This is a genomic window from Comamonas sp. B21-038 (assembly GCF_022387135.1).
Classification (GTDB): Bacteria; Pseudomonadota; Gammaproteobacteria; order Burkholderiales; family Burkholderiaceae_C; genus Comamonas; species Comamonas sediminis.
The window spans coordinates 3,785,141-3,812,097 of the sequence record NZ_CP092462.1 but is presented as its reverse complement, the minus strand read 5'-3'; the positions used below and the strand labels follow the sequence as shown (position 1 = coordinate 3,812,097).

The 26,957-nt window shown below is 64.8% G+C and carries 25 protein-coding genes; 16 read left to right on the top strand and 9 right to left on the bottom strand.

The genetic code is table 11. The features are described from left to right. Positions 1 to 26: 26 nt before the first annotated feature. Positions 27 to 1,094, top strand: coding sequence for a Holliday junction branch migration DNA helicase RuvB (ruvB, locus tag MJ205_RS17460; RefSeq protein WP_239809620.1), 1,068 nt, complete (start codon positions 27 to 29; stop codon positions 1,092 to 1,094). 134 nt (positions 1,095 to 1,228) lie between these two features. On the opposite strand, the gene MJ205_RS17455 is transcribed toward ruvB, so the two are convergent. The 6 genes from MJ205_RS17455 to MJ205_RS17430 all read right to left on the bottom strand — a co-directional run bounded on the left by MJ205_RS17455 (position 1,229) and on the right by MJ205_RS17430 (position 6,199). After that, complete coding sequence (locus MJ205_RS17455; protein WP_239809619.1) at positions 1,229 to 2,185, bottom strand: LysR family transcriptional regulator; 957 nt, start codon at positions 2,183 to 2,185, stop codon at positions 1,229 to 1,231. 325 nt (positions 2,186 to 2,510) lie between these two features. Next, positions 2,511 to 3,152, bottom strand: coding sequence for a histidine phosphatase family protein (locus MJ205_RS17450; protein ID WP_239809618.1), 642 nt, complete (start codon positions 3,150 to 3,152; stop codon positions 2,511 to 2,513). Between the two features lie 10 nt (positions 3,153 to 3,162). Further along, positions 3,163 to 3,888 carry a hypothetical protein gene (locus MJ205_RS17445; protein ID WP_239809617.1) on the bottom strand — a complete coding sequence of 242 codons (726 nt, stop codon included), beginning with the start codon at positions 3,886 to 3,888 and terminating at the stop codon, positions 3,163 to 3,165. A gap of 133 nt (positions 3,889 to 4,021) precedes the next feature. Further along, complete coding sequence (gene ttcA, locus MJ205_RS17440; RefSeq protein WP_239809616.1) at positions 4,022 to 5,017, bottom strand: tRNA 2-thiocytidine(32) synthetase TtcA; 996 nt, start codon at positions 5,015 to 5,017, stop codon at positions 4,022 to 4,024. 4 nt (positions 5,018 to 5,021) lie between these two features. Next, positions 5,022 to 5,396 carry a dihydroneopterin aldolase gene (locus tag MJ205_RS17435; protein WP_230780831.1) on the bottom strand — a complete coding sequence of 125 codons (375 nt, stop codon included), beginning with the start codon at positions 5,394 to 5,396 and terminating at the stop codon, positions 5,022 to 5,024. A gap of 26 nt (positions 5,397 to 5,422) precedes the next feature. Then, on the bottom strand, positions 5,423 to 6,199 hold the full coding sequence (locus MJ205_RS17430; RefSeq protein ID WP_239809615.1) for an SDR family oxidoreductase: 777 nt from the start codon (positions 6,197 to 6,199) through the stop codon (positions 5,423 to 5,425). A 78-nt stretch (positions 6,200 to 6,277) separates the two neighbouring features. Here MJ205_RS17430 and MJ205_RS17425 point away from each other — a divergent pair, with 78 nt between their 5' ends. The 13 genes from MJ205_RS17425 to MJ205_RS17365 all read left to right on the top strand — a co-directional run bounded on the left by MJ205_RS17425 (position 6,278) and on the right by MJ205_RS17365 (position 22,021). Then, positions 6,278 to 7,351: a class I SAM-dependent methyltransferase gene (locus MJ205_RS17425; protein WP_239809614.1), complete on the top strand. Its 1,074-nt coding sequence runs from the start codon at positions 6,278 to 6,280 to the stop codon at positions 7,349 to 7,351. 331 nt (positions 7,352 to 7,682) lie between these two features. Then, on the top strand, positions 7,683 to 8,651 hold the full coding sequence (locus MJ205_RS17420; protein ID WP_239809613.1) for a TauD/TfdA dioxygenase family protein: 969 nt from the start codon (positions 7,683 to 7,685) through the stop codon (positions 8,649 to 8,651). A gap of 235 nt (positions 8,652 to 8,886) precedes the next feature. Beyond that, positions 8,887 to 10,014: an ABC transporter substrate-binding protein gene (locus MJ205_RS17415; RefSeq protein WP_239809612.1), complete on the top strand. Its 1,128-nt coding sequence runs from the start codon at positions 8,887 to 8,889 to the stop codon at positions 10,012 to 10,014. Between the two features lies 1 nt (position 10,015). After that, entirely contained in the window at positions 10,016 to 11,035 is a 1,020-nt protein-coding gene (locus MJ205_RS17410) for an ABC transporter ATP-binding protein (protein ID WP_239809611.1), read from the top strand. 28 nt (positions 11,036 to 11,063) lie between these two features. Beyond that, positions 11,064 to 11,966: an ABC transporter permease gene (locus MJ205_RS17405; RefSeq protein ID WP_239809610.1), complete on the top strand. Its 903-nt coding sequence runs from the start codon at positions 11,064 to 11,066 to the stop codon at positions 11,964 to 11,966. Between the two features lie 355 nt (positions 11,967 to 12,321). Further along, the gene (locus MJ205_RS17400) at positions 12,322 to 14,316 is read left to right on the top strand and encodes a BCCT family transporter (RefSeq protein ID WP_239812781.1); all 1,995 of its coding nucleotides are present in this window, start codon (positions 12,322 to 12,324) and stop codon (positions 14,314 to 14,316) included. 1,071 nt (positions 14,317 to 15,387) lie between these two features. Continuing rightward, positions 15,388 to 17,001: an amidohydrolase gene (locus MJ205_RS17395; protein ID WP_239809609.1), complete on the top strand. Its 1,614-nt coding sequence runs from the start codon at positions 15,388 to 15,390 to the stop codon at positions 16,999 to 17,001. A 37-nt stretch (positions 17,002 to 17,038) separates the two neighbouring features. Continuing rightward, positions 17,039 to 17,233, top strand: a complete 195-nt coding sequence (locus MJ205_RS17390) for a DUF2905 family protein (RefSeq protein WP_021028510.1) — start codon at positions 17,039 to 17,041, stop codon at positions 17,231 to 17,233. Positions 17,234 to 17,391: 158 nt separating this feature from the next. Continuing rightward, on the top strand, positions 17,392 to 18,417 hold the full coding sequence (locus MJ205_RS17385; RefSeq protein WP_239809608.1) for an ABC transporter ATP-binding protein: 1,026 nt from the start codon (positions 17,392 to 17,394) through the stop codon (positions 18,415 to 18,417). Positions 18,418 to 18,503: 86 nt separating this feature from the next. Beyond that, on the top strand, positions 18,504 to 19,790 hold the full coding sequence (locus tag MJ205_RS17380; RefSeq protein WP_446715090.1) for an ABC transporter substrate-binding protein: 1,287 nt from the start codon (positions 18,504 to 18,506) through the stop codon (positions 19,788 to 19,790). An 84-nt stretch (positions 19,791 to 19,874) separates the two neighbouring features. Continuing rightward, on the top strand, positions 19,875 to 20,774 hold the full coding sequence (locus tag MJ205_RS17375) for a carbohydrate ABC transporter permease (RefSeq protein WP_239809606.1): 900 nt from the start codon (positions 19,875 to 19,877) through the stop codon (positions 20,772 to 20,774). Beyond that, complete coding sequence (locus MJ205_RS17370) at positions 20,771 to 21,604, top strand: carbohydrate ABC transporter permease (protein WP_239809605.1); 834 nt, start codon at positions 20,771 to 20,773, stop codon at positions 21,602 to 21,604. Before MJ205_RS17375 ends, MJ205_RS17370 begins: the two co-directional genes overlap by 4 nt. Positions 21,605 to 21,880: 276 nt before the next feature. Then, positions 21,881 to 22,021 carry a hypothetical protein gene (locus tag MJ205_RS17365; protein WP_239809604.1) on the top strand — a complete coding sequence of 47 codons (141 nt, stop codon included), beginning with the start codon at positions 21,881 to 21,883 and terminating at the stop codon, positions 22,019 to 22,021. Between the two features lie 22 nt (positions 22,022 to 22,043). Here MJ205_RS17365 and MJ205_RS17360 read toward each other — a convergent pair whose 3' ends face one another. Both MJ205_RS17360 and MJ205_RS17355 read right to left on the bottom strand, forming a co-directional pair. Then, complete coding sequence (locus tag MJ205_RS17360; RefSeq protein WP_239809603.1) at positions 22,044 to 22,562, bottom strand: AAA family ATPase; 519 nt, start codon at positions 22,560 to 22,562, stop codon at positions 22,044 to 22,046. Between the two features lie 178 nt (positions 22,563 to 22,740). After that, positions 22,741 to 23,193, bottom strand: a complete 453-nt coding sequence (locus tag MJ205_RS17355) for a GNAT family N-acetyltransferase (RefSeq protein WP_239809602.1) — start codon at positions 23,191 to 23,193, stop codon at positions 22,741 to 22,743. A 119-nt stretch (positions 23,194 to 23,312) separates the two neighbouring features. On the opposite strand from MJ205_RS17355, the gene MJ205_RS17350 reads away from it, so the two are divergent. Further along, positions 23,313 to 24,179 carry an endonuclease/exonuclease/phosphatase family protein gene (locus MJ205_RS17350; protein WP_239809601.1) on the top strand — a complete coding sequence of 289 codons (867 nt, stop codon included), beginning with the start codon at positions 23,313 to 23,315 and terminating at the stop codon, positions 24,177 to 24,179. Between the two features lie 68 nt (positions 24,180 to 24,247). Further along, positions 24,248 to 24,685, top strand: a complete 438-nt coding sequence (gene trxC, locus MJ205_RS17345; protein ID WP_021028739.1) for a thioredoxin TrxC — start codon at positions 24,248 to 24,250, stop codon at positions 24,683 to 24,685. 92 nt (positions 24,686 to 24,777) lie between these two features. Here the strand turns inward: trxC and MJ205_RS17340 are convergent, their stop codons facing one another. Beyond that, positions 24,778 to 26,715 carry a PhoX family protein gene (locus MJ205_RS17340; RefSeq protein WP_239809600.1) on the bottom strand — a complete coding sequence of 646 codons (1,938 nt, stop codon included), beginning with the start codon at positions 26,713 to 26,715 and terminating at the stop codon, positions 24,778 to 24,780. Positions 26,716 to 26,957 lie beyond the last annotated feature (242 nt).

Genomic DNA, 26,957 nt, shown 5'->3' with positions numbered 1-26,957 from the left:
CGCCCTGGCCATGCCTGCATTGACCCATGACTATCCATACCGATTCCTTCGCCGCCGCGCCCGCTCCCCGTCCTGACAACCGCGTGATTTCCGCAAGCCAGTCCTCTTCGCAGGAGGAGGTGCTCGAGCGCGCTTTGCGCCCCAAGCAGCTCGATGAGTATGTGGGGCAGGCCAAGGCACGTGAGCAGCTGGAAATCTTCATCGGGGCAGCGAAAAAGCGCAGCGAAGCGCTGGACCATGTGCTGCTGTTCGGCCCGCCTGGACTGGGCAAGACGACCTTGTCGCACATCATCGCCTCCGAGCTGGGTGTGAACCTGCGCCAGACCAGTGGCCCGGTGCTGGAAAAGCCCAAGGACCTGGCCGCGCTGCTGACCAACCTGGAGCGCAACGATGTGCTCTTTATCGACGAAATCCACCGTCTGTCGCCGGTGGTCGAAGAAATCCTCTACCCGGCACTGGAGGACTACCAGATCGACATCATGATCGGCGAAGGGCCGGCGGCGCGTTCGATCAAGCTCGACCTGCAGCCCTTTACCCTGGTGGGGGCGACCACGCGCGCAGGCATGCTGACCAATCCGCTGCGCGACCGTTTTGGTATCGTCGCACGGCTGGAGTTCTACACCACGGAAGAGCTGACCAGGATTGTGATGCGCAGTGCCGGCCTGCTGAACACGCCAATCGATGACGAGGGCGGCCTGGAGATTGCCCGCCGCTCACGCGGCACGCCACGCATCGCCAACCGCTTGCTGCGCCGGGTGCGCGATTACGCCGATGTCAAGGGCAATGGCCGCATCACCCAGGAGATGGCCAGCCGCGCACTGGCCATGCTGGATGTGGATCCGCTGGGTTTTGACATCATGGACCGCAAGCTGCTTGAAGCGGTGGTGCACCGCTTTGACGGCGGGCCGGTGGGGCTGGACAACATCGCCGCCAGCATTGGCGAGGAGCCGGGCACGATCGAGGATGTGATCGAGCCGTACCTGATCCAGCAGGGATTTTTGCAGCGCACGCCCCGCGGCCGCATTGCGACGCAGGCGGCGTACCGCCACTTGGGCCTGGTGGGCGGTGGGCCAGGCCAGGCCGCACTGGTGTAATGCAAGAAGCCCCATTGCTGGGGCTTCGGGGCGGGAGCGCCTGGCTCGGCGCCCCCGGTGGGGTGGGGCGCCAGCGCTCGGTGCGTTCCACGGATTCCGTACGCTGCAGAGGGCAAGGCCCCGGCACAACGGGCTCAAGCGGCCTTGGCGCTGCGCTTGCTGGGCGGAGCGTCGTTGCCCATGTTCTCGCGCAGGTAATCCCAGCATTCCTGGACAATGGCGCGGCGGCTGCCGTTGGCGGCGCGCGTCATCAGGCAGATGCGGCGTGACAGCAGCGGGCCCTTGAGCGGTAGGGTCACCCAGTCATCGCCATGGTGCCCCTGTGTGTACAGGCGCGAAAGCAGGCCGATGCGCAGGCCGCTTTGCACCAGCGCGTAGAGCGATTCGGTATAGCTCAGCGTTTCGGTGTGGCTGGTGCCCACGCCCTGCTGCTCGAGTACCGAGACGATCATCTCGTAGGTGCTGCCGCGTGAGAGCACGACCAGCGGCTCGTCACTGAGGTCCGCCCAGCGCAGGTCGGTCTTTTGGGCGAGGCGGTGCTTGGCGGGGATGACCGCCATCACTTCGTCCTCGGTCACGAACTGCGTCTCGACCGAAGGCGGCACGGTGAATTCCAGGCCCAGGCCGATGTCCGAACTGCCGTTGGCAACGGATGCGAGCAGGTCGTCATTGCGCATATCGTGCAGCTGCAGATCCACCATGGGGTGGGATTGCTGCCAGATCGCCAGCCAGGGGGCCAGCAGGTGGGTGGTGGACGGGATGCAACTGATGCGCACGGTATCGGCCTGGTATTTGAGCAATTGCTGCAGATCTTGCACACCTTGCACAAAGTTGTTGATCATCCACTCCACCTGCGGACGCACGGCTTCGCCGGCCGATGTCAGGCGGACATGGTGCGTGCTGCGGTCAAACAGCGCAGTACCCAGCAGCGTTTCCAGCTCGCGGATCGCAGAAGACAGCGCCGGCTGGCTCATCGACAGCGCCTGCGCGGCACGGCTGAAGCTGCGGTGCGTCGCCACTTCCTTGAAGCAGCTCAGCTGCCGCAGCGAGGGGGTAGGCAGGGGTTTACGGGTCAGCTCGGCGTCTGGCATATAACGGTCAATACCTTTTTAGTAATCTCATAGAAGAGTCATTGAACTCGTCTATAGATGGTCTCACTACTATTAATAATGATCAAGCAATTAGTGAATTCTAAAAGTAATTAAATGTCACTCGATCAGCAGTGTTTAGGAGTGAATGCTGACATACCTTGGTATTTTATCGACTCTATGGGGCATTGCGTTTCATTTGTTTGTGTCATTGCAGAAGGCCCAGCTTGGCAACCACGCGCAGCAGCGCCGGAATGGCGCCATCCGGCGGCTTGCAGTGATGCAAAAAAGTGACAAGAGGTTCGTCGAGGAGGCGCGCAGGCAGCGGCTAGTGCGTGGCTTCGTCCAGCCCTTGGGTCTGGAGATGGCTGGTGTCTCCCCAGCCCACCAGCGTCAATCCGGTGTCGGGTGTCCAGAGCAGGCGGTTAACACTGGTATTGGCAAGCTCCCAGGTGCGGGGTGCTTGGATGCCCTGGCGGGTGGCCAGGCGGTAGAGGCTGTCGAGTACGCCGCCGTGGGCGACCAACGCGATCTGCTGCCCCAGGTGTTGGGCAGCGAGTTCGGCCACGACCTGCGCCACGCGGGCCTGCAGTGCCTGCAGCGATTCGCCTTGCGGCGGGGCGAAGACCGGGTCCCGTTTGCGCCAGCGCAGCGCGGACGGCGGGTCGGACGCCTCGATCTCGGTAAAACGTGCGCCCTCGTAGTCGCCAAAGCTGCGCTCGCGCAGGGCGGCATGGGTGCTCAGCGGCGCGCCATTGGCTTGCGCCAGCGCCTGGGCGGTGTGCAGCGCGCGCTGCAGATCACTGCTGTAGATGTGGGCCAGCGGGGTGTCGGCCAGCGCCTGAGCCAGGCGCTGCGCCTGGCGCTCGCCGGTGGCATTCAGCGGTATATCGGTATGGCCCTGGATGCGGGCGGCAAGGTTCCAATCGGTCTCCCCGTGGCGAATGGCAATGATCTGGGTGCTGTGCATGCGTTCCTTGTTATGGGGTTTTGGAGCTGGACGTTGCGGGAGCGGAGCTGGCTGCAGGGGCAGCAGGGGCGGGTGCGGGCTGTTCAGCGGAGGGCGCGCCAACCGTGGTGCTGACGCGGCGCGGCCCTTGCGGCGGCTTGGGAAAGCCGTTGAGCGCCGAGTCGAACAGGATCCGGTAGATCACCTGGTCATCGACCCAGACGTCCTCGTACCGGGCCGAGGTCTCGTAGACCACCTGCTGGGTCTGGACATCGCGCAAGGTCAGCTGCACCGCACGGTAGTGCAGCGAGGGGCCGGTGTCGCGCCACATCATGCCGCCGCGCCAGCCCCATCCCCATCCCCAGCCGGGCCCCATGCCCCAACCGCCATAGGGGTTGTAGGGGCTGCCGGGCATCAGCCAGCTGTCGGGAATGTAACGCGCCTGGACATCGATCTGCGCGATCACGCTGCCCTGGCGGTCGTCGCGGCGCAGGCCCACCCCGGCCAACGAGGCTTGGGCCTGTTGCACCACGGTGTCGAACTGGGGGCCGAGGGCGATCTGGGAGGGCAGCAGCTGCAGCCGGTAGGTCGGGGGCGAGGGGACTTGCTGCAGTGTCGAGTAGCTCTGCACATCGCTGTCGATGGTGCGCACGCCAGCGCATCCGGCCAGCCAGAAGCTGGCGGAAGCGGCCACCGCGACCCCTGCCAGGCGTCGCAGCGCTCGCCAATTGTCCGCGGTGTGGATGGATGGAAACATCGTGCGATCTCCCGAAAAAAAAGCGCTGCGCCATAAGGACACAGCGCAGACGCTCAACGATAAACGCTTGGAGCGGCAGCGGCTGTCAGTCAGGGGCGACAAGCAGGGCTGCATGGCTCTCAATCAATGGATATCAACCCAATTGCACCACCTGCATGCCTGCGGGCAGCGAGGGGTTGGTGGGCAGGTCGTCGTGGTCGAAGGCCTTGTCGCCGTTTTCATCGGCGATGCCGGTGGGCTTGGCGTTCTGGAAGTCGAACAGCTTGGGGTCGGCCAGGTGGGTGGGCACCACGTGTTGCAGCGCGCGGAACATGTTGTTGACGCGGCCGGGGTGTTTGCGGTCCCACTCGCGCAGCATGTCGCCAATCATCTGGCGCTGCAGGTTTTCCTGGCTGCCGCAGAGGTTGCAGGGAATGATGGGGAAGTCGCGGTACTGGGCCCAGCGCTCAGTGTCCTTCTCGGGCACATAGGCCAGCGGGCGGATCACCACATGCTTGCCGTCGTCGCTCACCAGCTTGGGTGGCATGGCCTTCATGATGCCACCGTGGAACATGTTGAGCATCAGGGTCTGCACGATGTCGTCGCGGTGGTGGCCCAGCGCCACCTTGTTGCAGCCCAGCTGGTCGGCCACCTTGTACAGAATGGCGCGGCGCAGGCGCGAGCACAGGCCGCAGGTGGTCTTGCCCTCGGGCACCACACGCTTAACGACGCTGTAGGTGTCCTGGTTCTCGATGTGGAAGTCCACGCCCACGCTTTGGAGGTACTCGGGCAGCACGTGTTCGGGAAAGCCGGGCTGCTTCTGGTCCAGGTTCACGGCCACCAGGTCGAACTTGATCGGCGCGCGGGCGCGCAGCTTCATCAGGATGTCGAGCAGGGTGTAGCTGTCCTTGCCGCCGGACATGCAGACCATCACCTTGTCGCCGTCCTCGATCATGTTGTAGTCGCCAATGGCGCGCGCCACTTCACGGCACAGGCGCTTTTCCAGCTTGTGGTTCTCGCGCTGGATCTTCAGGCGCTTCTCGTTGGAGGCCGATGCCTGTGCATCGTCGCCAGCGGCGTCATCGAAGTCCCAAGCGTTCGCGGCGGCAGGCTGGGGCTGGAGGAGTGCGGTATCGGTGGGGGCATTCATAGGTTCACCATTGTCCGGTTTCGGTGCGGATTGCAACTTCGCAATCGTCAAAAATCTCTAGCTTGGCGATCTTCACGCGAACGCCGCGCACATTGGGCAACTGCATCAGCCGCTGGGCGACCTTGCCGATCAGGGTCTCGAGCAGGTTGACGTGCTCTGCCGTGCATTCATCGATGATGATCTGGCGCACCTTGCGGTAGTCCAGCACGTGCATGATGTCGTCATCGCTGGGCGCCAGCGGCTGCTGGCCCATGTTGATCTGCGCATCCACCAAGATGGGTTGCGGCGCAGTCTTCTCGTGGGCAAGGATGCCTAAATTGGCATCAAAACGCAGGCCCGTCAAGCTCAGGGTTTGCAACCCGGTGTCAAATGTCGTCATAAAAGCAGCAAGGCAGCGAAGAGCCGCTACATCATCGAAAAATCGCGGTCGAACCGCATCAGGTGCTGGCCGCCGTCCACCAGCAGGCTGGTGCCGGTGATCGAGCGGTTGTCCAGCGCAAAGCGCACGGTGGCTGCCACGTCTTCTGCGGTGGAAGAGCGCCCCAGCGGGCTCATGCGGTGCAGGGCCTCGAACTTCTCGGGGCTCAGGTAGTCGCTGGTCAGGGTCAGCCCCGGGGCCACGCCCACCACGCGCAGGCGCGGCGCCAGCGCCTGGGCCAGCAAGGTGTTGGCCGCCTCCAGCGCCGCCTTGCTCAAGGTGTAGCTGACGAAGTCGGGGTTCATGTTCCAGAGCTTCTGGTCCAGCAGGTTCACGACCACGCCCTGGGCCTCATCGCCCCGCTGGCAGATATGCTGGTGCAGCAGCTGGGCCAGCACGATCGGTGCGGCCGTGTTGCTGCGCAGATGGCGCTCCAGCGCGGCATAGCCAAAATCGGCGGCGCCGTCGTGCTCGAACAGCGAGGCGCTGTTGACCACCGCATCGACCTGGCCGAAATGGGCCACCACCCGGGGCAGCAAGCCGCGTACCGCGGCCTCGTCCTCGAAATCCGCATCAAAATGGCCGCTCAGGCCTGACAGCGCCGCGCACTCGGCAGCAGTCTGCGCGGCCTCGGCGGCCGAGCCCCGGTAGTGCACGGCCACCTGCCAGCCATGGCGTGCCAGCCCGAGCGCAATCACCCGTCCCAGGCGCTTGGCAGCGCCGGTGACCAGTACGGTGCGTGGGGTCGAAGAAGGCATTGGCATGGCAAGCGTGCGGCAAGCGGCGACAATAGGGGGGTGAATACAGAACCCTCTAGTTTAACAATTGTGCTGGCCAGGCGCATGGCTGAGGCTATTGCCCAGGCCGGCGGCTGGATCCCGTTTGATGACTTCATGCGCATGGCGCTGTACGAGCCCGGCCTGGGCTACTACGCCAATGACCGCAGCAAGTTTGGCGTGATGCCCGAGGAGGGCAGCGACTTTGTTACCGCCCCTGAGCTGTCGCCGGTGTTTGGCGAGCTGGTGGCCGCCCAGGTGCAGGATGCCTTTGCCCATACGCAGACCAGCGAGGTCTGGGAGTTTGGCGCCGGCACCGGCGCCCTGGCCGAGCAGCTGCTGTCCACGCTGGGTCCCGCTTGCACGCGCTACACGATTGTCGATGTCTCGGGCAGCCTGCGCCTGCGCCAGCAAGAGCGCCTGGCCCGCTTTGGCGGCCAGGTGCAGTGGGCCGACAGCCTGCCCGCGCAGATGCAGGGCGTGGTTGTGGGCAACGAGGTGCTCGATGCGATGCCGGTCAAGCTCTTGCTGCGCCAGCAGGGCGTATGGCAGGAGCGCGGGGTGGTCGTCGCCAGTGCCGATGGGGACGATATCCGCTTTGGCTGGGCAGAGCGCCCCACCAGCCTGCGCCCGCCGGTGGAGCCGGAGCTGCCGCAGGAGGCCGAGTACCTGACCGAGATCCATCCGCAGGGCGAGGCCTTTGTGGCGACCCTGGCCGACCGCATCAGCCGGGGCGCGGTGCTGCTGATCGACTACGGCTTTGGCGAATCCGAGTACTACCACCCGCAGCGCCACATGGGCACGCTGGTCTGCCACCACCTGCACCAGGTCGACAGTGACCCGCTGGTGCTGGTGGGGCTGAAGGACATCACCGCCCATGTGAACTTCACCGGCATTGCCGTGGCGGCCCAGGATGCCGGCATGGATGTGCTGGGCTATACCAGCCAGGCCCATTTCCTGATCAACTGCGGTCTGGCTGCCAAGCTCGACCAGCTCGAAGTGATTGCCCGCAGCAAGGCGGCCAAGCTGATGATGGAGCACGAGATGGGTGAGTTCTTCAAGGCCATCCTGCTGAGCAAGGGCGTGGCCCCGTGGGACCCGGCCGGTTTTGTGCAAGGCGACCGCATGCACCGGCTGTAATCACTGGCGCCAGCGCAGAGCGGGGCTGGACTGGCCCGGCAGAGGCGGGCCGCAAAAAGATGGCTGCCGGTGCCAAGCCCTGACACATAACCGCTGCCGGGCGCATCCGGTCTGGTCGCGCCCGGCACTGGGCATGCAAGGCTGGCTTGTACTGCACCGACAGACGTCGATCATCGCAGCGCTGCGTGACAGCCTCATGACGGCGCGTTACGCGGCAGCGCCCTCCCGCCCTTCATCGGTTTTCGCATAAAGATACGCGTTTTCATTCGTTTTCTGTTCGTGGCAGGGCTTCTACATTGGGCTTATCACTGGTCCGCCAAGGAAAGCTGCCATGTCCGCGCTGTTTGATGTTCTGACTGCCCACCCCTTCTTCTTCCGCCGTCCGGTGCCCGACAGCGCCAGCCTGGCGGGGGGCGCCACTGGCAGCACCCAGGCCTTCAGCCTGCGCCCGATCCAGCAGCCCGCTGGGGCCCAGACCCGTCTGGGCGTGGAGGTCGTGGGTCTGGACCTGTCCCGCCCGCTGGGCCCGGAGGATTTTGCCCGGCTGCAGCAGGCGCACCAGGACCACAGCGTGGTGGTCTACCGCAACCAGCGCATCACACCGGCTGAGCAGATTGCCTTCAGCCGCCGCTTCGGCCCTTTACAGCGCCATGTGCTGCGCAACTACCAGCTGGCCGACCATGACGAGATCCTGATCGTCTCCAACATCATCGAAAACGGCCAGCCGGTGGGCCTGGGCGATGCCGGCGCGTACTGGCATTCCGACCTGTCCTACAAACCCCAACCGGCGATGGGATCGCTGTTGCATGCGCAGGAGTTGCCCGATGTCGGCGGCGATACCTTGTTTGCCGACCAGGTGGCCGCCTACGAGGCACTGCCCTACACCCTCAAGCAACAGCTGGTGGGTCTGCAGGCAGAGCACAGCTATCTGCTGAAATACGAGGCACTGCGCGAGCGCAATGCCTTCCGCCCCGCGCTGAGCGCCGCGCAGATTGCCGAGGTTAAGCCTGCTGTGCACCCGGTGGTGCGTACCGATCCGCAGACCGGGCGCAAGTCGCTGTTTGTCAGCGAGCATTTCACGACCCGCATCCTGGGCCTGCCCGAAGCCCGCTCTGCCGCGCTGCTGGCCGAGCTGTTCGCCCACAGCACCCAGCCGCAGTTTGTCTACCGCCACCACTGGCGTGACCGGGACATGGTGTTCTGGGACAACCGCGCCGTGCTGCATCTGGCCACCGGTGTTCCGGCCGGCCAGCGCCGCAAGCTCTACCGCACCACGATCGAAGGGGATGTGCCGGTATGAGCGCCGCCCACACCCCACAGCGCCGCCAATCGCTGTTCCTGCTGTCGCTGGCCCTGGCTGCCGCTTGTCGCTGACCGCCAGCCCAGGCCATTGCGGCCGCGCGGCCTGCCCCACCGTCAGCGGCGATTGACGCCAGCCTCCCGCAACGGCACCGCAGCCACCTGACTCCAGGGTGCTGCGGTGCGGACATGCGGCCCCGATTCGATCCTCCGATCCCCCTATTTCATTGAGCACCATGACCTTCCATCCACCCTGGGCGCGCAGCCAGCCGCCGGCCAAAGACTCCGTCACCCCCCACGCCGTGGCCAACCCCTGCGTTGCCAGCCAGCGCCGCAGCAGCCTGGGACAGGCTGGCAAACATGCGGCCGCAGTGCTGGCCGCCACGGCGGCGCTGTGGGGTGTAGGCGCGGGCAGCGCGCAGGCCGCAGAAGGCCAGCTGCGCATCGCCCAGCAGTACGGCATCGTCTACCTGCTGCTCAATGTGGCGCAGGACCAGCAGTTCATCGAAAAGCAGGGCAAGGCCCAGGGCGTCGATATCAAGGTCAGCTACCTGCAGTTCTCCGGCGGGCCGGCGGTCAACGATGCGCTGCTCTCGGGCAATGTCGACATCGCCGGCGCCGGTGTGGCGCCGCTGTTCACTCTCTGGGACCGCACCAGGGGCAAGCAGAACGTCAAGGGGGTGGCCTCGCTGGGCAACTTCCCCTATTACCTGGTGAGCAACAACCCGCAGGTCAAGACGATTGCCGACTTCACCGACAAGGACCGCATTGCCACACCGGCGGTCGGTGTGTCGGTGCAGTCGCGGGTGCTGCAATATGCCTCGGCCAAGCTCTGGGGTGAGCAGCATTACCAGCGGCTCGACAAGCTGCAGGTGGCGCTGCCACACCCCGACGCCGCAGCGGCCATCATCAAGGGTGGCACCGAGATCACCGCCCACTTTGGCAATCCGCCGTTCCAGGAGGTGGAGCTGGCCGGCAACCCCAATGCGCGCATTGTGCTCAACAGCTACGAGGTGCTGGGCGGACCCGCATCGTCCACCGTGCTCTACGCCACCGAGAAGTTCCGCCAGGAAAGCCCCAAGACCTACCGCGCCTTTGTCGATGCCCTCGATGAATCGGCCCGCTTTGTCCAGGCCCATCCCGAGCAGGCGGCTGACATCTTTCTCAAGAGCGGTGGCGGCGGCAAGGTGGACCGCAATCTGATCCTGCAGATCATCAAGAACCCGCAGGTGCAGTTCACGATCCAGCCGCAGAACACCGTGGGCCTGGGCCAGTTCCTGCAGCGGGTGGGCGTGATCAAGACCAAGCCTGAATCGGTGCGTGATTATTTCTTCGATGACGCCCGTATCTCCGGAGGGAGCTGATATGCGCTGGCCCCACGTCTTTGCGCAGGATGGCGATGTCGCCCTCTCACGTGGCAGCTGGCTGCGCAGCGCCGCCGAGCCCTATGCCAGTCTGGCTGAGGCCGAGCTGGCCGACCGCCTGGTCAGCCGTGCACACCCTGTCCCCTCGGCAGCGCCCAGCCAGGCCTTGCCCAGCCACGCCGTGAAAGCGGGCGCAGCCTTGCTGGAGGTGGACCAGGTCAGCATCGACTACGTGACGGAAGAGCGCGTGCTGCGCGCCACCCACCAGGTAAGCCTGCAGGTGCATGCCGCCGAGCGCTTTGTGCTGCTGGGGGCCTCGGGCTGCGGCAAGTCGACCTTGCTCAAGGCCATGGCGGGTTTTGTGCCGGTCAGCGAAGGGGAGATCCGCCTGGGCGGCAGTCCTGTGCAAGGCCCGGGTCCGGACCGCGTGATGGTGTTCCAGGAGTTTGACCAGCTGCCACCGTGGAAGAGCGTGCGCGAGAACGTGATGTTTCCGCTGCTCGCCTCGCGCCGCACCAGCAAGGCCGAGGCGCGCGAGCGCGCCGACCTCTACCTGGACAAGGTGGGGCTGAGCCGATTTGCCGATGTGCACCCGCACCAGCTGTCAGGCGGCATGAAGCAGCGCGTGGCCATTGCCCGTGCGCTGGCCATGCACCCGCAGGTGCTGCTGATGGACGAGCCCTTTGCCGCACTGGATGCGTTGACCAGAAGGCGCATGCAGGAGGAGCTGATGGCGCTGTGGGACGAGTTGCGCTTTACCCTCGTGTTTGTCACCCATTCGATCGAGGAGGCGCTCGTCGTGGGCAGCCGCGTCGCCATTCTGTCGCCACACCCTGGGCGTCTGCGGGCTGAAATCAATGCCCATGCCTTTGGCCTGGCCAGCGGCGGCAGTGCCGAATTTGAAGCCGCGCACCAGCGCATCCACCGGCTGTTGTTCGATGAAGACCGGGCGGGCAGCCCGCTGGTGGAAAGCACCAGCTCCAGCAACCAACCCCCCCAGGCCTTGCGCCGCGTGGCTTGACGCGACAAGCCCCCACCAGGAGTTCCGCATGGCATCCACCCCTGTTACTGCCTGGCCTGGCGATACCAAAGCCCAGGCTCCCGTGCGGCCCGAAGCCGAATACCCGCTGCCCGATGTGCCGCAGCAGCTGACGGCGCGCCGTCTGCCGCTGGCCAAGCGCCTGCTGCACCATCCGGCCTTGCGCAAGGCCATCATCCTGGTGGTGCTGGCCATCATCTGGGAGCTGGCTGCCCGCTGGCAGGACAACGACCTGCTACTGCCCACCTTCAGCCAGACCGCTGCGACCTTGCTGCGCGACCTGGCCAATGGCGAGTTGCTGGGCAAGGCGGCGGTGTCGCTGGGCATCCTGCTGCAGGGCTACCTGCTGGGCGTGGCCGGGGCCCTGCTGCTGACCGTGCTGGCGGTTTCCAGCCAGTGGGGGCGCGATGTGCTGACCACCCTGACCAGCATGTTCAACCCCTTGCCCGCCATTGCGCTGCTGCCGTTGGCACTGCTCTGGCTGGGCCTGGGCCAGGCCAGCCTGCTGGCGGTGCTGGTGCATTCGGTGCTGTGGCCGCTGGCGCTGGCCACCTATGCGGGTTTCCAGGCCGTACCCGAGACCTTGCGCATGGCTGGCCGCAATTACGGCCTGCGCGGCGCGCGCTATGTGTTGCAGATCCTCGTGCCTGCAGCGCTGCCGTCGATCCTGTCAGGGCTCAAGATTGGCTGGGCCTTTGCGTGGCGCACCCTGATTGCCGCCGAGCTGGTGTTCGGTGCATCCTCGGGCAAGGGCGGACTGGGCTGGTACATCTTCCAAAGCCGCAACGAGCTCTACACCGACCAGGTGTTTGCCGGGCTGGCGCTGGTGATCATCATCGGCTTGCTGGTCGAGACCCTGGGCTTTCACCAACTCGAACGGGTGACCGTCAAGCGCTGGGGTGTGCAGCGCTGAGCAGCTTAGGGGGCTGCCTGGTCTGTGGCGTCAGCCCAACGCCGCCCCCCGTGCCAGCAGCGCTGCTGCTGTAAGACGGTGGCGATTGTTGAAGATTGGCTGATCTGCGGCATAGTATTTGCACAATCACTTGTTGCATACTGATAGGTTTTGCAGTGCCTTGCCGTGCCCATGGGGGGCTGGAAGGCTTCTGCGGCGCGCCTGCGACGGACGGGGCGTGCTCCCAACGGGTATACCTATGACCAACTCTTCTCCCGATCCGGCGGTAGCGCCTGAGGCTGGCACCCCGCCAGGCCCGGGCGCACCTGCCTCAGGGCCTGCTGCGCCGGCGCCGCAGAGCAGCCAGCACTCGACCATGTCGCTGCCGGTGGTGATACCGGCACTGCTGGTGCTTACTGCCTTGCTGCTCGTCTGCGTGCTCGCGCCCGATGCAGCGGACCGCCTGTTCTCCGGCGCGCAGCGCTGGGTGGTGGCCAGTTTTGACTGGTTCTATGTGATGGCGCTGAGCGCCTTCCTGCTGTTTTTGGTCGTGCTGGCTGCCAGCCGCTATGGCGATATCCGCCTGGGGCCCGATGATGCCAAGCCCGAGTTCAGCTTTGTCTCCTGGTCGTCGATGCTGTTTGCCGCCGGCATGGGCATTGGCCTGATGTACTTTGGCGTGGGCGAGCCGCTGCAGCATTTCCTCAATCCAGCCACGCAGGAGCCGGGCACGCCCGCCGCCGCCCGCGAGGCGATGGAGGCCACCTTCTTCCACTGGGGTTTCCATGCCTGGGCCGTCTACGGCACGATGGGCCTGGTGCTGGCCTATTTCGGCTTTCGCTACAACCTGCCTCTGACCATGCGCTCGGGCCTGTACCCGCTGCTGCGTGAGCGCATCAACGGGCCCATCGGCCATGGCGTGGATGCGTTTGCCTTGGTCGGCACGATCGCCGGTATTGCGACGACGCTGGGCTATGGCGCACGCCAGATGGCTGCAGGTCTGCACACCCTGACGGGCTGGAACACCGACACCTCTGGGGTGCTGGTGACCATCATTGTGGTGGTGGTGACCTTGGCCAGCCTGTCGGCCCTGCTGGGCGTCGACAAAGGTGTGCGGCGCCTGAGCGAGTTCAACATGCTGCTGTCGGTGCTGCTGCTGAGCTTTGTCGTGATCGCCGGCCCCACGGCCCATATCTTCAAGGCCTTGAGTGAGAACATCGGCAACTACCTGCAGGGCCTGCTGGGCATGTCGCTGCGCACCTTTGCCTATGCGCCGTCGCGCGAAGAGGGCTGGTTTGGCGGCTGGACGATTCTGTACTGGGCCTGGTGGGTGAGCTGGTCGCCCTTTGTCGGCATGTTCATCGCCCGCATCTCGCGCGGCCGCACGGTGCGCGAGTTCGTCATCGGCGTGCTGCTGGTGCCCACCGCCTTCAACCTGCTGTGGATGACCGCGTTTGGCAACAGTGCGATCTGGACGGACACCCATGTCGCCGCCGGCGCGCTCGCGCAGACCGCGACCAATGTGGATGCCTTGCTGTTCCGCTTCTTTGAGTACCTGCCCTGGGTCAAACCGGTGTCGTGGCTGGCGGTGTTGCTGATCGGTGTGTTCTTCATCACGTCGGCCGACTCGGGCGCGCTGGTGGTCAACTCCATCGCTTCGCGCGGCAACAACGAATCGCCCGTGTGGCAACGCCTGTTCTGGTGTGTGCTGCTGGGCGTTACCTCGATCGTGCTGCTGCTCGCCGGCGGCTTGGGCGCGCTGCAGGCTGTCACACTGGTGGCCGCCTTGCCGGTGGCGGTAATCATGCTGGTGCTGTGCATCGGCCTGTGGCGCGGCATGGTCGCCGACCTGGCCCATTACTCCCCCGACCTGGCGCCTGCTACCAACTTCTGGAGCGGCCAGCACTGGCGCAAGCGCCTGGAGCAGATCGTGCACCAGCCGCTCAAGGCGGATGTGCAGCGCTTTTTGCGCGCCACCGTTTTGCCTGCGATGCATGAGGTGGCCGCCGAGATGCAAAAGCGCGGACTGCAGGCGCATGTGCATGAAAGCCTGGAAGGTGAGGGCGACAGCGAAGTGCGTCTGGTGGTGCCGGTGGAAAAGCTGCGCGACTTTGTCTACGGCGTGCGTACCGTGCGCCGCGCGATACCCACCTTCACGGTGCGCGAGAGTGCGGGCAGCAAGGAGCGGCGTTATATGTACGAGCCCATTACCTTCTTTGAAGATGGGCGGTCGGGGTATGACGTGCAGTATTTGCGCAGCGAGGAGCTTATCGCCGATATTCTCCGCCAGTACGAGCGCTATCTCTCACTCAGCGCAGACAAGCGAACCCAACTGCTGAACCGAGCCCCAGGACACACAGATCCTGTGTAAGTTTTTTTGGCCACCTTCGGGTGGCTTTTTCTTTTTGGTTTGTCTGGTTATGCGTTGGGGGGTGAGTGCTCTGGCGGTGCTTTTTTGGCTGGGGCGTAGATAGTTCTCGTTTTGGGGTGGCGATATGGGCGCGCAGGCTTTGTTGCGGAGGCTTGCCATACAGGCGTATTGTCTGCGCCCCCGGCGTCGCGCCTGCGCGCCCATCTCGCCATTGGTGGTGGTGGTTCAGGCGCTGCGCTCGCTGCCTTGTGGGGTGTTTTGAAGTCCAATCCGCTGTTGGGTGGGCTTCCCTGGCGGTGCTGTTGTTGTTTGTGGCGTTGGCAGTTTTCGTTTTGGGGTGGCGATATGGGCGCGCAGGCTTTGTTGCGGGGGCTTGCCATACAGGCGTATTGTCTGCGCCCCCGACGTCGCGCCTACGCGCCCATCTCGCCATTGGTGGTGGTGGTTCGGGCGCTGCGCTCGCTGCCTTGTGGGGTGTTTTGAAGTCCAATCCGCTGTTGGGTGGGCTGCTCTGGCGGTGCTGTTGTTGTTTGGGGCGTTGGTAGTCTTCGTTTTGGGGTGGCGATATGGGCGCGCAGGCTTTGTTGCGGGGGCTTGCCATACAGGCGTATTGTCTGCGCCCCCGGCGTCGCGCCTGCGCGCCCATCTCGCCATTGGTGGTGGTGGTTCAGGCGCTGCGCTCGCTGCCTTGTGGGGTGTTTTGAAGTCCAATCCGCTGTTGGGTGGGCTTCCCTGGCGGTGCTGTAGTTGTTTGGGGCGTTGGCAGTTTTCGTTTTGGGGTGGCGATATGGGCGCGCAGGCTTTGTTGCGGGGGCTTGCCATACAGGCGTATTGTCTGCGCCCCCGACGCCGCGCCTGCGCGCCCATCTCGCCATTGGTGGTGGTGGTTCGGGCGCTGCGCTTGCTGCGTAGTTGGTTGTTCTGAACAGCCGCATTCAATGTGTGGCCTTGGTGCTGTGCTTGCTGTTTGGCTGGTGGCTTGGAACATCCGGGTCGGCTGTTTGCTGGGTGGTTCTTGCAATCGCGGACAATGGCGGCTTCTTGGCCGTCTTTGCTTTTGCAGCCCTTGTCATGTCCTCTTGCCTGTTCACCCACGCCCATGTTTTTACCGGCCGCAGCGAGAGCGATTTCGCGACGGCTTTTGTGGTGGCGGATGGGGTGGTGCGCTGGGTGGGGCATGTGGGCGATGCGGCGCAGCCGGTGGCGGATCGGCAGGTGGATTTGCAGGGGCGAACGGTGGTGCCGGGGTTTGTGGATGTGCATACGCATCCCACGTTCTTGTCGCAGATCGTCGATGCGGTGCCTTGCACGGTGCCGCTGGTCGAAGACATTCCGGGGCTGATTGCGGCGCTGAAGAAGCACCCCAAGGCGGGGCTCGGACCCAACGACTGGATTGAGGGCTGGGGCTATGACGAGTCCAAGCTGAAGGAAGGGCGTACGCCCACGCGCCATGACCTGGATCTGGTGTCGGCCACGCAGCCGGTCTATGTGGGCCGCTCCGATTGCCACTCGGGTATTTGCAACAGCCGTGCGCTGGCGCTGGCGGGCATTGGCAGGGACACGCCCGACCCCATTGGTGGCCATTTTGGCCGCGATGCCGATGGCACGCCCAATGGCGTGCTGACCGAGCTGGCGGCCAACAGTGTGGTGCAGCGCGCCAAGGCGGTGCTGGACTATGCGCAGGCCGTGGGCAGCCTGGCGCGCACCTCGCAGCGCTTCAGCGAGCGCGGCATTGTTGCGGTGACCGACATGATGGCCTTCACCCAGCCCTTCCACCACCTCGATGTCTACCGCGATGCCGCGCAAGCCGGCTTCAAGCAGCAGGCGGCGCTGTATTTTTCCTGGGAGCCTTGCAAGGGCGATCTGTCAGCAGGGCTGCAGGCCGCGCAAAAAAATGGCCGCATCAAGATCGCCGGCATCAAGCTGTTTGCTGATGGCTCGATCTCCGGCAAGACGGCCTGGTGCAGCTGTGCCTACAAGCACACGGGCAGCCTGTTTGGCATGTCCTTGCTCAGCAGCGCGGCGCTGGCGCAGGCCTACGAATGGTCGGTCGCCAACGGCGCGCAGATGGCCGTGCATGCGATGGGCGATGCGGCCCTGCAGCTGGTGATCGACTTCTTTGCCGATAAAAAGCCCTGGCTGCCCGCCGGCGTGCCGTCGGTGCGGCTGGAGCATGCCACCTTGCTCAAGCCCGCGCAGATTGCGCAGATGAACGCCATGCCGATGCAGTGGGGCGTGGCCACGCAGATCATCTTCATGTTTGCCGAGTACGAGGCCTATACCGAAAACCTGGTGGCATCGGAGTTCGACCAGTCCTATGCGCTCAAGACCTTCTACGAGGAGATCGACCATGTCGCGCTGTCGTCCGACGCGCCGGCCACCACCTGGGCCGATCCGGACAATGTCTTTGTCTCCATCCAGGCCGCCGTGCAGCGCCGCGCCTACAATGGCGCCCCCATTGTGGACAGCCAGGCGCTGACCGTGCCGCAGGCCCTGCTGCTCTACACCGCACGCGCGGCCAGCCTGTCGCCGTTCGAGGGCCGGCTCGGCCAGATTGCACCCGGCTTTGAAGCCAGCTTTGCGGTGCTGGACCGCGATATCTTCACGGTGCCCGCCGCCGACATTGGCAGCCTGCGCGTGCAGGAGACCTGGATTGCCGGCGAGCAGGTCTACCGCGCCGCATGATGAGCGCTCTGGCCCTTAGTCCTATGGAGGCCTAGCGATGATCCGCTGGCTGATTGTGATTTTCCTGGCGCTGCTGCTGCTCAACGGCTTTGCGGCCCTACTGCGCAAGCTGGGGCTGGGGCGCTTGCCGGGGGATTTTGAGATCCGGCTGTTTGGCAGAACCTTGTGGCTGCCGATTGCAACCACGGTGGTGTTGAGCCTGCTGGCGGCCGGGATTGCGCGCTGGCTGTAAATAATCTCCCGTGGAGGTGCAGCGACGGTGCTGCGCCGCAGCATTGTCATGGTTGTAAGCGAATCCAGGGAGTGGATGCTTCGCTTTCGCTGGAGCGGCTTGTCAGCTAAGGGAAAGCTTGTAAACAAATTGTCATCCCGCTTTCATACACTGGCGCGATGTCAAGCATTGAGTTACGGCAGGTTGCCAAATCCTGGGGCAGCACCACGGCGCTGCATTCGGTCGATCTGCAGATCGCGCCGGGCAGCTTTTGCGTGCTGCTCGGCCCTTCGGGCTGCGGCAAATCGACGACCCTGCGCATCATTGCCGGGCTGGAGACGGCCAGTGCCGGCCAGGTGCTGATTGGAGGGCGCGATGTGACGCAGCTGCCCCCTGCGCAGCGCGGCATTGCGATGGTGTTCCAGAACTATGCGCTGTTCCCGCATCTGTCGGTGGCCGAGAACATCGGCTTTGGGCTGGCGGTGCGCAAGGTGCCCAGGGCCGAGGCTGACAAGCGCTTGAAGGATGCGGCCGGGCTGCTGGGACTGGCGCACCTGCTGGACCGCAAGCCGGGCCAGCTCTCGGGCGGCCAGCAGCAGCGTGTGGCGCTGGGCCGGGCACTGGTGGCGCAGGCCCATGTCTGCCTGATGGATGAGCCGCTGTCGAACCTGGATGCCCAGCTGCGCCAGGAGATGCGTGCCGAGCTGCGCGAGCTGCAGCAGCGCCTGGGGCTGACCGTTGTCTATGTCACCCATGACCAGACCGAAGCGATGAGCATGGCCGACCAGGTGGTGCTGCTGCACCAGGGCCGGGTCGAGCAATGCGCGACGCCGCGCGAGATGTACGCCCGCCCCGCCAGCACATTTGCGGCACGCTTTATCGGCACACCCGCGATGAATTTGCTGCGGCTCAGCGATGGCGCGATTGCCGGCAGCCAGGTGCAGGTGCCAGCGCCGGCCGGTGCTGCGGCACTGGGCTTGCGGCCCGAGGCGGTGCAGTGCCTGGCAGCCGAAGGCGTAGATGCGCAGGTGATCGGCCTGGAATACCTGGGCGCCGATGTGGTGCTGCGCTGCGCGATTGGCAGCGAGCAGATCACGGTGCGCGCACCCGGCCAGCAGGCAGCGGCCGTGGGGCAGGCGCTGCGCCTGGCCTGGCGTGCGGAAGACATGCATTTCTTCGATGCTGATGGCCTGCGCATGGCCTGAGGTGACCCTTTTTTCTTTGACTGGTCTGTTTGAGCAGCGCCTGCAGGCAGGCGCTCAACCCGAGGAGTGATTCCGTGCAACGCAATATGTTTTTGAAGACCCTGGCCGCATCGGCCGCCGCCATGCTCAGCCTGGGTGCGGGCCTCGCGCATGCGGCCGATCCGCTGGAAGTGCCTTTCTACTACCCCGTGGCCGTGGGCGGCCCAATCACCAAGGTGATCGACGGCTACGCCAATGACTTCAACAAGGCGCATCCGCAGTACAAGATCACGCCGATCTACGCGGGCACCTACCAGGAAACCATTGTCAAGGCGCTCACCGCCAACAAGTCGGGCAAGGCACCGGCCACCTCGGTGCTGCTGTCGACCGACATGTTCACGCTGATCGACGACGACGCCATCGTGCCGATCGACGACTTCGCGAAGACCGATGCCGACAAGGCCTGGCTCAAGGGCTTCTACCCCGCCTTCATGGCCAACAGCCAGACGGGTGGCAAGACCTGGGGCGTGCCTTTCCAGCGCTCCACCGTGGTGATGTACTACAACAAGGACGCCTTCAAGGAGGCCGGCCTGGACCCGAACAAGGCCCCTGCCACCTGGAAGGAGCTGAGCGAGGCGGCCAGGAAGCTCACCAAGAAAGACGCCAGCGGCAATGTGACCCAGTACGGCATCCAGATCCCATCGACCGGATTTGCATACTGGATGCTGCAGACCCTGACCACCCCGAACGATGTGCTGCTGGCCAACGAGGCGGGCACCAAGGTCAGCTTCGACAACCCCAAGGTGATCGAGGCGCTGGACTACTGGGTCAACCTGACCAAGGAAGGCGTGCACCCCAAGGGCGTGATCGAGTGGGGCACGACGCCGAAGGACTTTTTGGAGAAGAAGGCCGCGATAATCGTCACCACCACCGGCAACCTGACCAATATCAAGGCCAATGCCAAGTTCGATTTCGGGGTCGGCCAGATTGCAGGCCATGTGCGCAAGGGCGGCTCGCCCACCGGTGGCGGCAACTTCTACATCTTCAAGAAGGCACCCAAGGAGCAGCAGCAGGCCGCTTTCGAATTTGCCAAGTGGGTGACCCAGCCCGAGCGCGCTGCGCAGTGGAGCATGGACAGCGGCTATGTGGCCGTATCGCCTGCGGCCTATGACACGCCGGCGCTGAAGAAATACGGCCAGGAGTTCCCGCAGGCGCTGGTCGCCCGCGACCAGTTGCCCGTCTCGGTGGCCGAGTTCTCCACGCATGACAACCAGCGTGTGACCAAGGTGCTGAACGACGCGGTGCAGGCTGCGCTGAACGGCACCAAGACCTCGGCGCAGGCGATGAAGGATGCGCAGAAGGAGGCCGACCGCATCCTGCGCAGCTACCAGTAAAGCCGTACCCGGCGTGGCTCGCTTGCAGGCCATGCCGGGGCAGGGTGGGGGAGCCATCCCGCCCCATTGAGAGACACCCAACGCATGAGCGCTTCTTCCTCGTCCATGGCCGGCAGCGGCCAGCGCAGCATCCACGCCTGGTTGCTGCTGCTGCCTGCGCTGGTGCTGCTGGTCGCTTTCACCCACTGGCCCGCAGTGGCGACCTTGATCGACAGCTTTTACTCCACCCCCAAGGGCGCGCGTGCCGCAGTGTGGGTGGGGGCCGAGAACTACCAGGCCATGGCCGAGGACCCGGTGTTCTGGCAGGCGGTGCGCAACAACCTCTGGTTTGCGGCGGCCACGATTCCCGCCTCCATCGGCCTGGCGCTGCTGATGGCCGTCTGGGTGAACGAGCGCATCGCCGGGCGCACCTTTGTGCGCATGGCGTATTTCACGCCCACGGTGCTGCCGATGATTGCGGTGGCCAATATCTGGCTGTTCTTCTACACGCCGCAGTACGGCCTGCTGGAGCAGGTCACCGGCGCGCTGGGCCTGCCGTCGCACAACTGGCTGGGCAGCCCGTCCACCGCGCTGGGGGCGATCACCCTGGTGGCGGTGTGGAAGGAAGCCGGTTTTTTCATGATCTTCTACCTGGCAGCGCTGCAAACGCTCAACCCCAGCCTGAAGGAAGCAGCCGCGATCGAGGGTGCCTCGCGCTGGTACTTCTTCCGCCGGGTGCAGTGGCCGCTGCTGATGCCGACCACGGTGTTCGTGCTGGTCAATGCGGTGATCAATGCCTTCCGCCTGGTGGACCATGTGTTCATTCTGACGCGGGGCGGCCCGGACAATGCCACCACCTTGCTGCTCTACCACCTGTATGAGGTGGGCTTCAAGTTCTGGGACACGGCCTATGCAGCGGCCATCACCGTGGTGCTGGTGGTGGTGCTCTCCAGCGTGGCGCTGTTCCAGTTCTTTGTGCTGGACAAGAAGGTGCACTACCAATGAGCCGCAGCCAAGCCCCTGCCGTCATCTACCGCCATACCTGGCTGGACACCGTTGCCGCCTGGCTGCTGGCGCTGCTGTGGATTCTGCCGCTGGCCTATGCGTTCTGGACCGCCTTCCACCCCAGCGACTACGCGATCCGCTTTGACCTGAGCGCCCCCTGGACCTTGCAGAACTTCCGCAAGGCCTGGGATGCCGCACCGTTTGCACGCTACTTTCTGAACACGAGCTTGCTGGTGGCTCTCATCCTGGCGGCGCAGTTGCTGCTGTCCACCTTGGCGGCCTTTGCGTTTGCGCGCTACCAGTTCCGGGGCAAGAACATCGCCTTTGCGCTGGTGCTGGTGCAGCTGATGATCATGCCCGACATCCTGCTGGTGGAGAATTACCAGACCATGGCCCGGCTCGGTCTGGTCGATACCTTGTTCGCGATTGGCCTGCCATACTTTGCCTCGGCCTTTGCAATCTTCCTGCTGCGCCAGACCTTCATGGGCATCCCCAAGGAGCTGGACGAGGCCGCGCGTGTCGAAGGGGCCAGCACCTTGCAGATTCTCTGGCGCGTCTATGTGCCGCTGGCCCGGCCGGTCTACACCGCCTTTGCGCTGGTGTCGGTGAGCTTTCACTGGAACAATTTTCTCTGGCCGCTGATCATCACCAACAGCGTGGAATCGCGCCCGCTCACCGTCGGGCTGCAGGTGTTCTCCAGCGTGGAGCAGGGCGTGGACTGGTCCACCATCACCGCGGCTACGTTGATGACCTCGGCGCCGCTGCTGATCGGCTTCATCCTGTTCCAGCGCCAGTTTGTGCAGAGCTTTATGCGGGCAGGGATCAAGTAAGGCGGCGCTCTTGGGGGAAGTACGTTCCAGAGAGCAGTCAATGTCCGCAAAGGATCGGGCTGGCGTGGTGCTGTAAGTCAGGAATATCGCGCGTGCCGCGCAGTGTGATGCGCAGCTGCCAGGTTTGCAGGAGCAGAACCCTCTGCCACGGTTGCGTGGCAGCGTTAGCAGCCTTGCGGCTGGAGCTGGATGCCATCCCGGCCGCGACCGCCGGCCGCATCCGCGTCACCACGCCGCGTCAGGGGCGCAAGAACGTGGCACTGCGTTCTTTGTCATGTGCCATCGCTGCAGGCTGCCTGCGCCCGCGCCAGCGGTCTGGGTGGAGCGATGTTCCACGTGGCCTGGACCGGCCCCGGCTACAGCGCCTGCAATGCGAATGTATTCCAGCTGCGTGGGGACGCCCGGGCGCTGGTGTAACCCCTTGCGCTGGCAGCGGTTATCAGCCGTGCAGCACCAGCTCAAAGCCCTCCTCCGCAGACGGTGCCACAAAGTGCTGGCTGATCAGGTCAAACTGCGCATCGCTGGTTTCAAACGGATGCTCGCCCGAGGCATTGCGCGCCTGCAGGCGGCGCTTGCATTCTTCGTCGGGCAGTTGCAGCCAGTGCAGCGCATGCGGTGCCCCCGCTGCTTCAAACATGCTGCGCGCCCAGGCGCGGGTGCTGGGGGTGTTGGACGGGAAATCCAGCACCACGGAGGTACCCGCTTGGAGCAGCGACACGACATGGGGCTGCATCGCACCGCGCAGCCTGGCGGACAGCAGCACATAGTCCTGGATCGAGACCAGTGCATCCGGGTAGAGCTGGGCAAGCCAGGCATCTTCGCTGACCAGCACGGTGCGGGGCTGCGCCGCCAGCTGCCGGGCCAAGGTGGATTTGCCGGACGCGATCTTTCCGCAGAGCAGGTGCAGGGTGCCGCTAGGGCTACCGGCTAGGGTATCAGGCGCTTGGGTGGTGTTCATTCCATCTCCTTGAAGGGAACCCCAGAGACGGAAAACCCACCTCCAGGGTGGGTTGCATGCTTGCGTGGCCGCGCGCTATCCCACCGTCGGTTCGACGATGCGAATAATTCGGGGGTGGTGCACAGAGCCATCAGCGCAATGTAGCAGAAGCCCGGCCAGCCTGCAGCGGTGTGCGGCGTCAATCGCGCCGCTTGGTCAGGCGAATATCGCCATCGCCGATATCGCTCTCGTTGCCCCAGCCCAGGTGGCGGTAGAGGCGCGCGGCGCGGCTGGTTTTGGCTGTTTCCAGCCAGGCCACTTCATGCTGCGCAAACAAGGCCTGCTCGCAGACCTGGCACAGGGCGCTGCCCATGCCCCGGCCTTCGTGGTTGCTGCGCACAAACAGCGCAAACAGGCAGGCGCTGTCCAGGTCCACCATCGCAAAGCCGGCGACTTCGCCTTCGGTCGTGGCGACCCATGCGCAAGGCGCGCTGCGGATGGCCTCGGCAATGGAGTCGGGGGTTACGCCGACGGTGGCCAGCGCGTCACGGGTCATGCGGTTCTCGGTCACGGCCAGGCGCACCTGGAACATGGCTGCGACATCGTCCACGGTAGCGGGGCGGATCTGAAAGGAATCTTGGTGCTTGGGCATCGTCCGACTATAGGGGCGCTGGGTCTGGCTTGGGGCGCTGACACGAAAAACGCCTGGCCCCTGCTGCACAATGGCGGGCGATGGCGCCAGCGGGCGCGGCTATCCACAGAGTTTTCCACATGCAAATACTGACCTGGAATGTGCAATGGTGCTGCGGCCTCGATGGCCTGGTTGACCCGGCACGCATCGTGCGCCATGCGTTGGCGATGGGCGAGGACGCGGGCACGGGTGGCATCGATGTGCTTTGCCTGCAGGAGGTGGCTGTGGGCCACGGCGGACTGGCGGGCGCACCGGGCGACCAGATGGCCCAGCTGCAGGCACTGCTGCCGGGCTGGCAGCTGTTCTTTGGCGCCACCACCGATGGGGTGGATGCCAGCGGCCAGCGCCGCCGCTTTGGCAATGTGGTGGCCACCCGCCTGCCGGTGGCCGAGGTGGCGCAGCACCGCCTGCCTTGGCTGGCCGAGGCCGGTGTGGTCAGCATGCCCCGGGGTTGCCTGGTGGTGACGGTGCGCGACCCGGCCCTGGGCCTGGTGCGGGTGATGTGCACGCATCTGGAGTACCACAGTGCGCGCCAGCGCATGGCCCAGGTGCAGGCGCTGCGGGCAATCCATGCGGAGGCGCTTGCGCAGCTGCAGGCACTGCCCGGTGCGGCAGCGGCGGCCACGCCTTACACCACGCCAGTGCACACCCCGCATGCGGTGCTGTGTGGCGATTTCAACATGCACGCCGGCGAGCCCGCCTATGCCGCGCTGGTTGCAGCGCAGACCGACGGATCCGCGCTGTGGCATGACAGCTGGCCCTTGCTGCATGGCAGTGCGCCGCAGCCGCCCACCTTCTGCCTGTTTGAGCGCACCTGGGGGCCCGCGCCGGTGGCCTGCGATTTTGCGCTGGTCAGCGGCAGCCTGAGCAGCCATCTGCAGGCCTGGCACAGCGACAGCGCCACGCAGCTGTCCGACCACCAGCCGGTGCTGCTGACCCTGGCTTGAAATATGCGGCCTTGGCCTGCACCTGCGCCTTGTAGGTCTGCCTATGATGGGCGGCAGGAGAGTGCCCCATGACGGAAGACAGCTTGCACATCGTGTGCCCCCATTGCCATACCACCAACCGCGTGCAACGCGCGCAGCTGGCCCAGCAGCCCGATTGCGGCAGCTGCCACCAGCCCTTGTTCACCGGCGAACCGGTCGCGCTGGATGCCGACAGCTTTGCCAAGCAGCTGGGGCGCAACCACATCCCTGTCGTTGTGGATTTCTGGGCGCCCTGGTGCGGCCCCTGCCTGCAGATGGCCCCCGGCTATGCACTGGCCGCCAAGCAGCTGGAGCCCCGGCTGCGCTTTGCCAAGCTCGATACCGAGGCCTACCCGCATGTGGCCCAGCCCTTCAATATCCGCAGCATTCCGACCATGGTGGTGTTCAAGGGCGGCCAGGAGGCCGCACGCATCTCCGGCGCGCTGCCGCCCGGTGAGATCGTGCGCTGGCTGCAATCGGTCTTGTAGTCGCGCAGGGCCATGAAAAATGCCATCCGTCCGGATGGCATCGTTGTCTGTGAAGCGCGTGCGCGCGTGGCCACGCGCACGCTGTGGGCAGATTACAGCTTCACGGCTTGCGGCTTGCCGGTCAGGTAGCCGACCGAGGCGCCAAACTTGTTCTTGTAGTTGGCGTTGATCAGCGGATCGAGCTGGTCCTTGATCTTGGCGTGCAGCGCGCTCCAGTCGCCCGGGTGCTGGAAGTTGCTCATGATGTAGGTCCAGCCGTTGGCCTCGTCCACGGCGTGCAGGCCGGTGGATTCGGCGCCCGCAGGGGTTGAGAGGATGCGCGACAGCTGCTTGGTGTCCGCGTTGTAGGCCCACAGGAAGTTGTTTACGTGGTTGCCGCTGTCTTCGCCGATGAACAAGGTGCGCATCTTTTCGGAGAACTTCAGGTTGTCCGGGCTGGCGATCTTGTCGGGGTTGGAGGTGTTGCCCAGTGCGTCTGCGGCAATGTCCTCGCCCATCATCAGCATGTGCGATTGCTGTGGCACCCATTCGCTGTTGATGGTGGCGCCTTGGCGGTCCTTGATGCCGCCGCCCAGGTTATGGGCCAGCACGCCGCCGGCCTTCACGGTCTTGGGGAAGGTCACGTTGTGCTTGGCATTCCAGGCCTTGTCACCGTTGATCATCGAGGTCTGGATGTTGGCCAGTGCCGAGTAGGCAACCTTGTCCTTGATGTTGACGGTGGTGCCTTCCATCTTGGTGAAGGCCATCGAGCCGCCGACCAGGTTGGCGTAACGGTGGGTTTCCAGGAAGGCGGCCGCCTTTTCCATACCCGGCTTGAGCTTGAGCCAGGCGGCCTTGCCGTCCAGGAACACCGCGGTGTAGCTGGGGTCCTGTGGGTCGGCGGTCAGCGACTCCATGATGTCGGTCGGCTTGAGGCTGTTAGCGAGCGCTTCGATCTCGGCGCTGGTGGCATGGCCCAGGTGGATCCACTCCATCTTGGCGGTCGAGGTGTCGGTCAGCACATCGGTGTAATGCGCGACGTACAGGTTGCCGGCGGACAGGTCTTTTTCCTTGTCGGCCACGAACATGAACAGGCCGCCATTGGTGTAGTCATCGCCCATCAGCGCAGTGCGGTTGTCGGGCATCACATGGATCAGCTCGTGCGAGATGCGGCCCAGGCAGTAGTGCTTCTTGACCGTGCCGGTGCCGTCCTTGTTGACGGTGATCTCCGGCAGGTGGCCGTAGTGGTAAGGGTTGGCCGTGGTCTCGTTGCCGTACACATGCTTGCTGAAGGCCTTGAACTGGGCCGAGCTGGCAGCGGTGAACGCATCGGGCTCGTACTCTTCGCTGGACAGGTGGGTGTTCCACGGCGAGAGGCTGGCGCCGCAGGTGATCCACAGGCCGTGGGCCTTGGACATGTCGACGTTGTGGTACTTGACCAGGCTCAGCTTGCCGGTGTCCTGGTCCTGGTCCAGGGTGAGCACGGCGATCGGCGAAGGCAAGGTGCCGTAGGCATCGGCGCCGGACTGGTCCTTGGAGGTGTACTCGAACTGCACGACGGCAAACACGGGCTTGCCCTTGACGCCGTCCACTTTGGCGTCGGCGACCTGGATGATCGACGAGCCATCGGGGCAGTCCGAGAAGAACTGGCGCTCGCTGCCCGCCACCGATTTGTCGATGATTGGCTGGTTGTTGATGTCGTAGTAGCCGCCGGCCAGGATCTTGCCGCCCTTGCCGTCCGCCACCATGTCGCCGGTGACGAAGAACGATTCATAGGCCAGCGCCACTTCGCGCTTGCTGTCGTCGGCGTACAGGATGGTCATCACGGCGCTGGTCGAGGTGGTGGCCATCGCTGCGGGGTTGGTCAGGTTGGGCGCTGCCATGTTGGAGAAGCTCACCGACTTGAACGCCGCCGTCGGGCCATCGTCGTCGCCACCCCCGCCGCAGGCGGTCAGCAGGCCTGCAGCCGACAGGGAGCTGGACAGAGGCAGCAATGGTGCGCTGCCCAGAAATTGCAAAAGACGGCGACGCGAGGTCAGCACTGCGCTCATATCGGTAACTCCGTGGGGTGTTATGTCGTGTTGGATGCACCACAGAGGCCCATGAGAGATCCGGGCGAACATGCTCTGTGGTGCGCACGGAGTATCGGCGGCGCCGATGGCAGGGGTGTGACACGGGTGTGTCGTTTTTATGACGATAGGAGCGGGCCGTCTTGCCGCCTTCAGCCGCCAAGCGCCGCTGTGGCCGGCACGCATGGCGCGAGGCGGAGCGGCGCCGCTCGAGGGGAAGCGTG

Excerpts from the sequence above, each read along its gene's own strand:
- ruvB (WP_239809620.1), top strand. The coding sequence starts at position 27 with ATGACTATCCATACCGATTCCTTCGCCGCCGCGCCCGCTCCCCGTCCT.
- MJ205_RS17455 (WP_239809619.1), bottom strand. The coding sequence starts at position 2,185 with ATGCCAGACGCCGAGCTGACCCGTAAACCCCTGCCTACCCCCTCGCTG.
- MJ205_RS17450 (WP_239809618.1), bottom strand. The coding sequence starts at position 3,152 with ATGCACAGCACCCAGATCATTGCCATTCGCCACGGGGAGACCGATTGG.
- MJ205_RS17445 (WP_239809617.1), bottom strand. The coding sequence starts at position 3,888 with ATGTTTCCATCCATCCACACCGCGGACAATTGGCGAGCGCTGCGACGC.
- ttcA (WP_239809616.1), bottom strand. The coding sequence starts at position 5,017 with ATGAATGCCCCCACCGATACCGCACTCCTCCAGCCCCAGCCTGCCGCC.
- MJ205_RS17435 (WP_230780831.1), bottom strand. The coding sequence starts at position 5,396 with ATGACGACATTTGACACCGGGTTGCAAACCCTGAGCTTGACGGGCCTG.
- MJ205_RS17430 (WP_239809615.1), bottom strand. The coding sequence starts at position 6,199 with ATGCCAATGCCTTCTTCGACCCCACGCACCGTACTGGTCACCGGCGCT.
- MJ205_RS17425 (WP_239809614.1), top strand. The coding sequence starts at position 6,278 with ATGGCTGAGGCTATTGCCCAGGCCGGCGGCTGGATCCCGTTTGATGAC.
- MJ205_RS17420 (WP_239809613.1), top strand. The coding sequence starts at position 7,683 with ATGTCCGCGCTGTTTGATGTTCTGACTGCCCACCCCTTCTTCTTCCGC.
- MJ205_RS17415 (WP_239809612.1), top strand. The coding sequence starts at position 8,887 with ATGACCTTCCATCCACCCTGGGCGCGCAGCCAGCCGCCGGCCAAAGAC.
- MJ205_RS17410 (WP_239809611.1), top strand. The coding sequence starts at position 10,016 with ATGCGCTGGCCCCACGTCTTTGCGCAGGATGGCGATGTCGCCCTCTCA.
- MJ205_RS17405 (WP_239809610.1), top strand. The coding sequence starts at position 11,064 with ATGGCATCCACCCCTGTTACTGCCTGGCCTGGCGATACCAAAGCCCAG.
- MJ205_RS17400 (WP_239812781.1), top strand. The coding sequence starts at position 12,322 with ATGTCGCTGCCGGTGGTGATACCGGCACTGCTGGTGCTTACTGCCTTG.
- MJ205_RS17395 (WP_239809609.1), top strand. The coding sequence starts at position 15,388 with ATGTCCTCTTGCCTGTTCACCCACGCCCATGTTTTTACCGGCCGCAGC.
- MJ205_RS17390 (WP_021028510.1), top strand. The coding sequence starts at position 17,039 with ATGATCCGCTGGCTGATTGTGATTTTCCTGGCGCTGCTGCTGCTCAAC.
- MJ205_RS17385 (WP_239809608.1), top strand. The coding sequence starts at position 17,392 with ATGTCAAGCATTGAGTTACGGCAGGTTGCCAAATCCTGGGGCAGCACC.
- MJ205_RS17380 (WP_446715090.1), top strand. The coding sequence starts at position 18,504 with ATGTTTTTGAAGACCCTGGCCGCATCGGCCGCCGCCATGCTCAGCCTG.
- MJ205_RS17375 (WP_239809606.1), top strand. The coding sequence starts at position 19,875 with ATGAGCGCTTCTTCCTCGTCCATGGCCGGCAGCGGCCAGCGCAGCATC.
- MJ205_RS17370 (WP_239809605.1), top strand. The coding sequence starts at position 20,771 with ATGAGCCGCAGCCAAGCCCCTGCCGTCATCTACCGCCATACCTGGCTG.
- MJ205_RS17360 (WP_239809603.1), bottom strand. The coding sequence starts at position 22,562 with ATGAACACCACCCAAGCGCCTGATACCCTAGCCGGTAGCCCTAGCGGC.
- MJ205_RS17355 (WP_239809602.1), bottom strand. The coding sequence starts at position 23,193 with ATGCCCAAGCACCAAGATTCCTTTCAGATCCGCCCCGCTACCGTGGAC.
- MJ205_RS17350 (WP_239809601.1), top strand. The coding sequence starts at position 23,313 with ATGCAAATACTGACCTGGAATGTGCAATGGTGCTGCGGCCTCGATGGC.
- trxC (WP_021028739.1), top strand. The coding sequence starts at position 24,248 with ATGACGGAAGACAGCTTGCACATCGTGTGCCCCCATTGCCATACCACC.
- MJ205_RS17340 (WP_239809600.1), bottom strand. The coding sequence starts at position 26,715 with ATGAGCGCAGTGCTGACCTCGCGTCGCCGTCTTTTGCAATTTCTGGGC.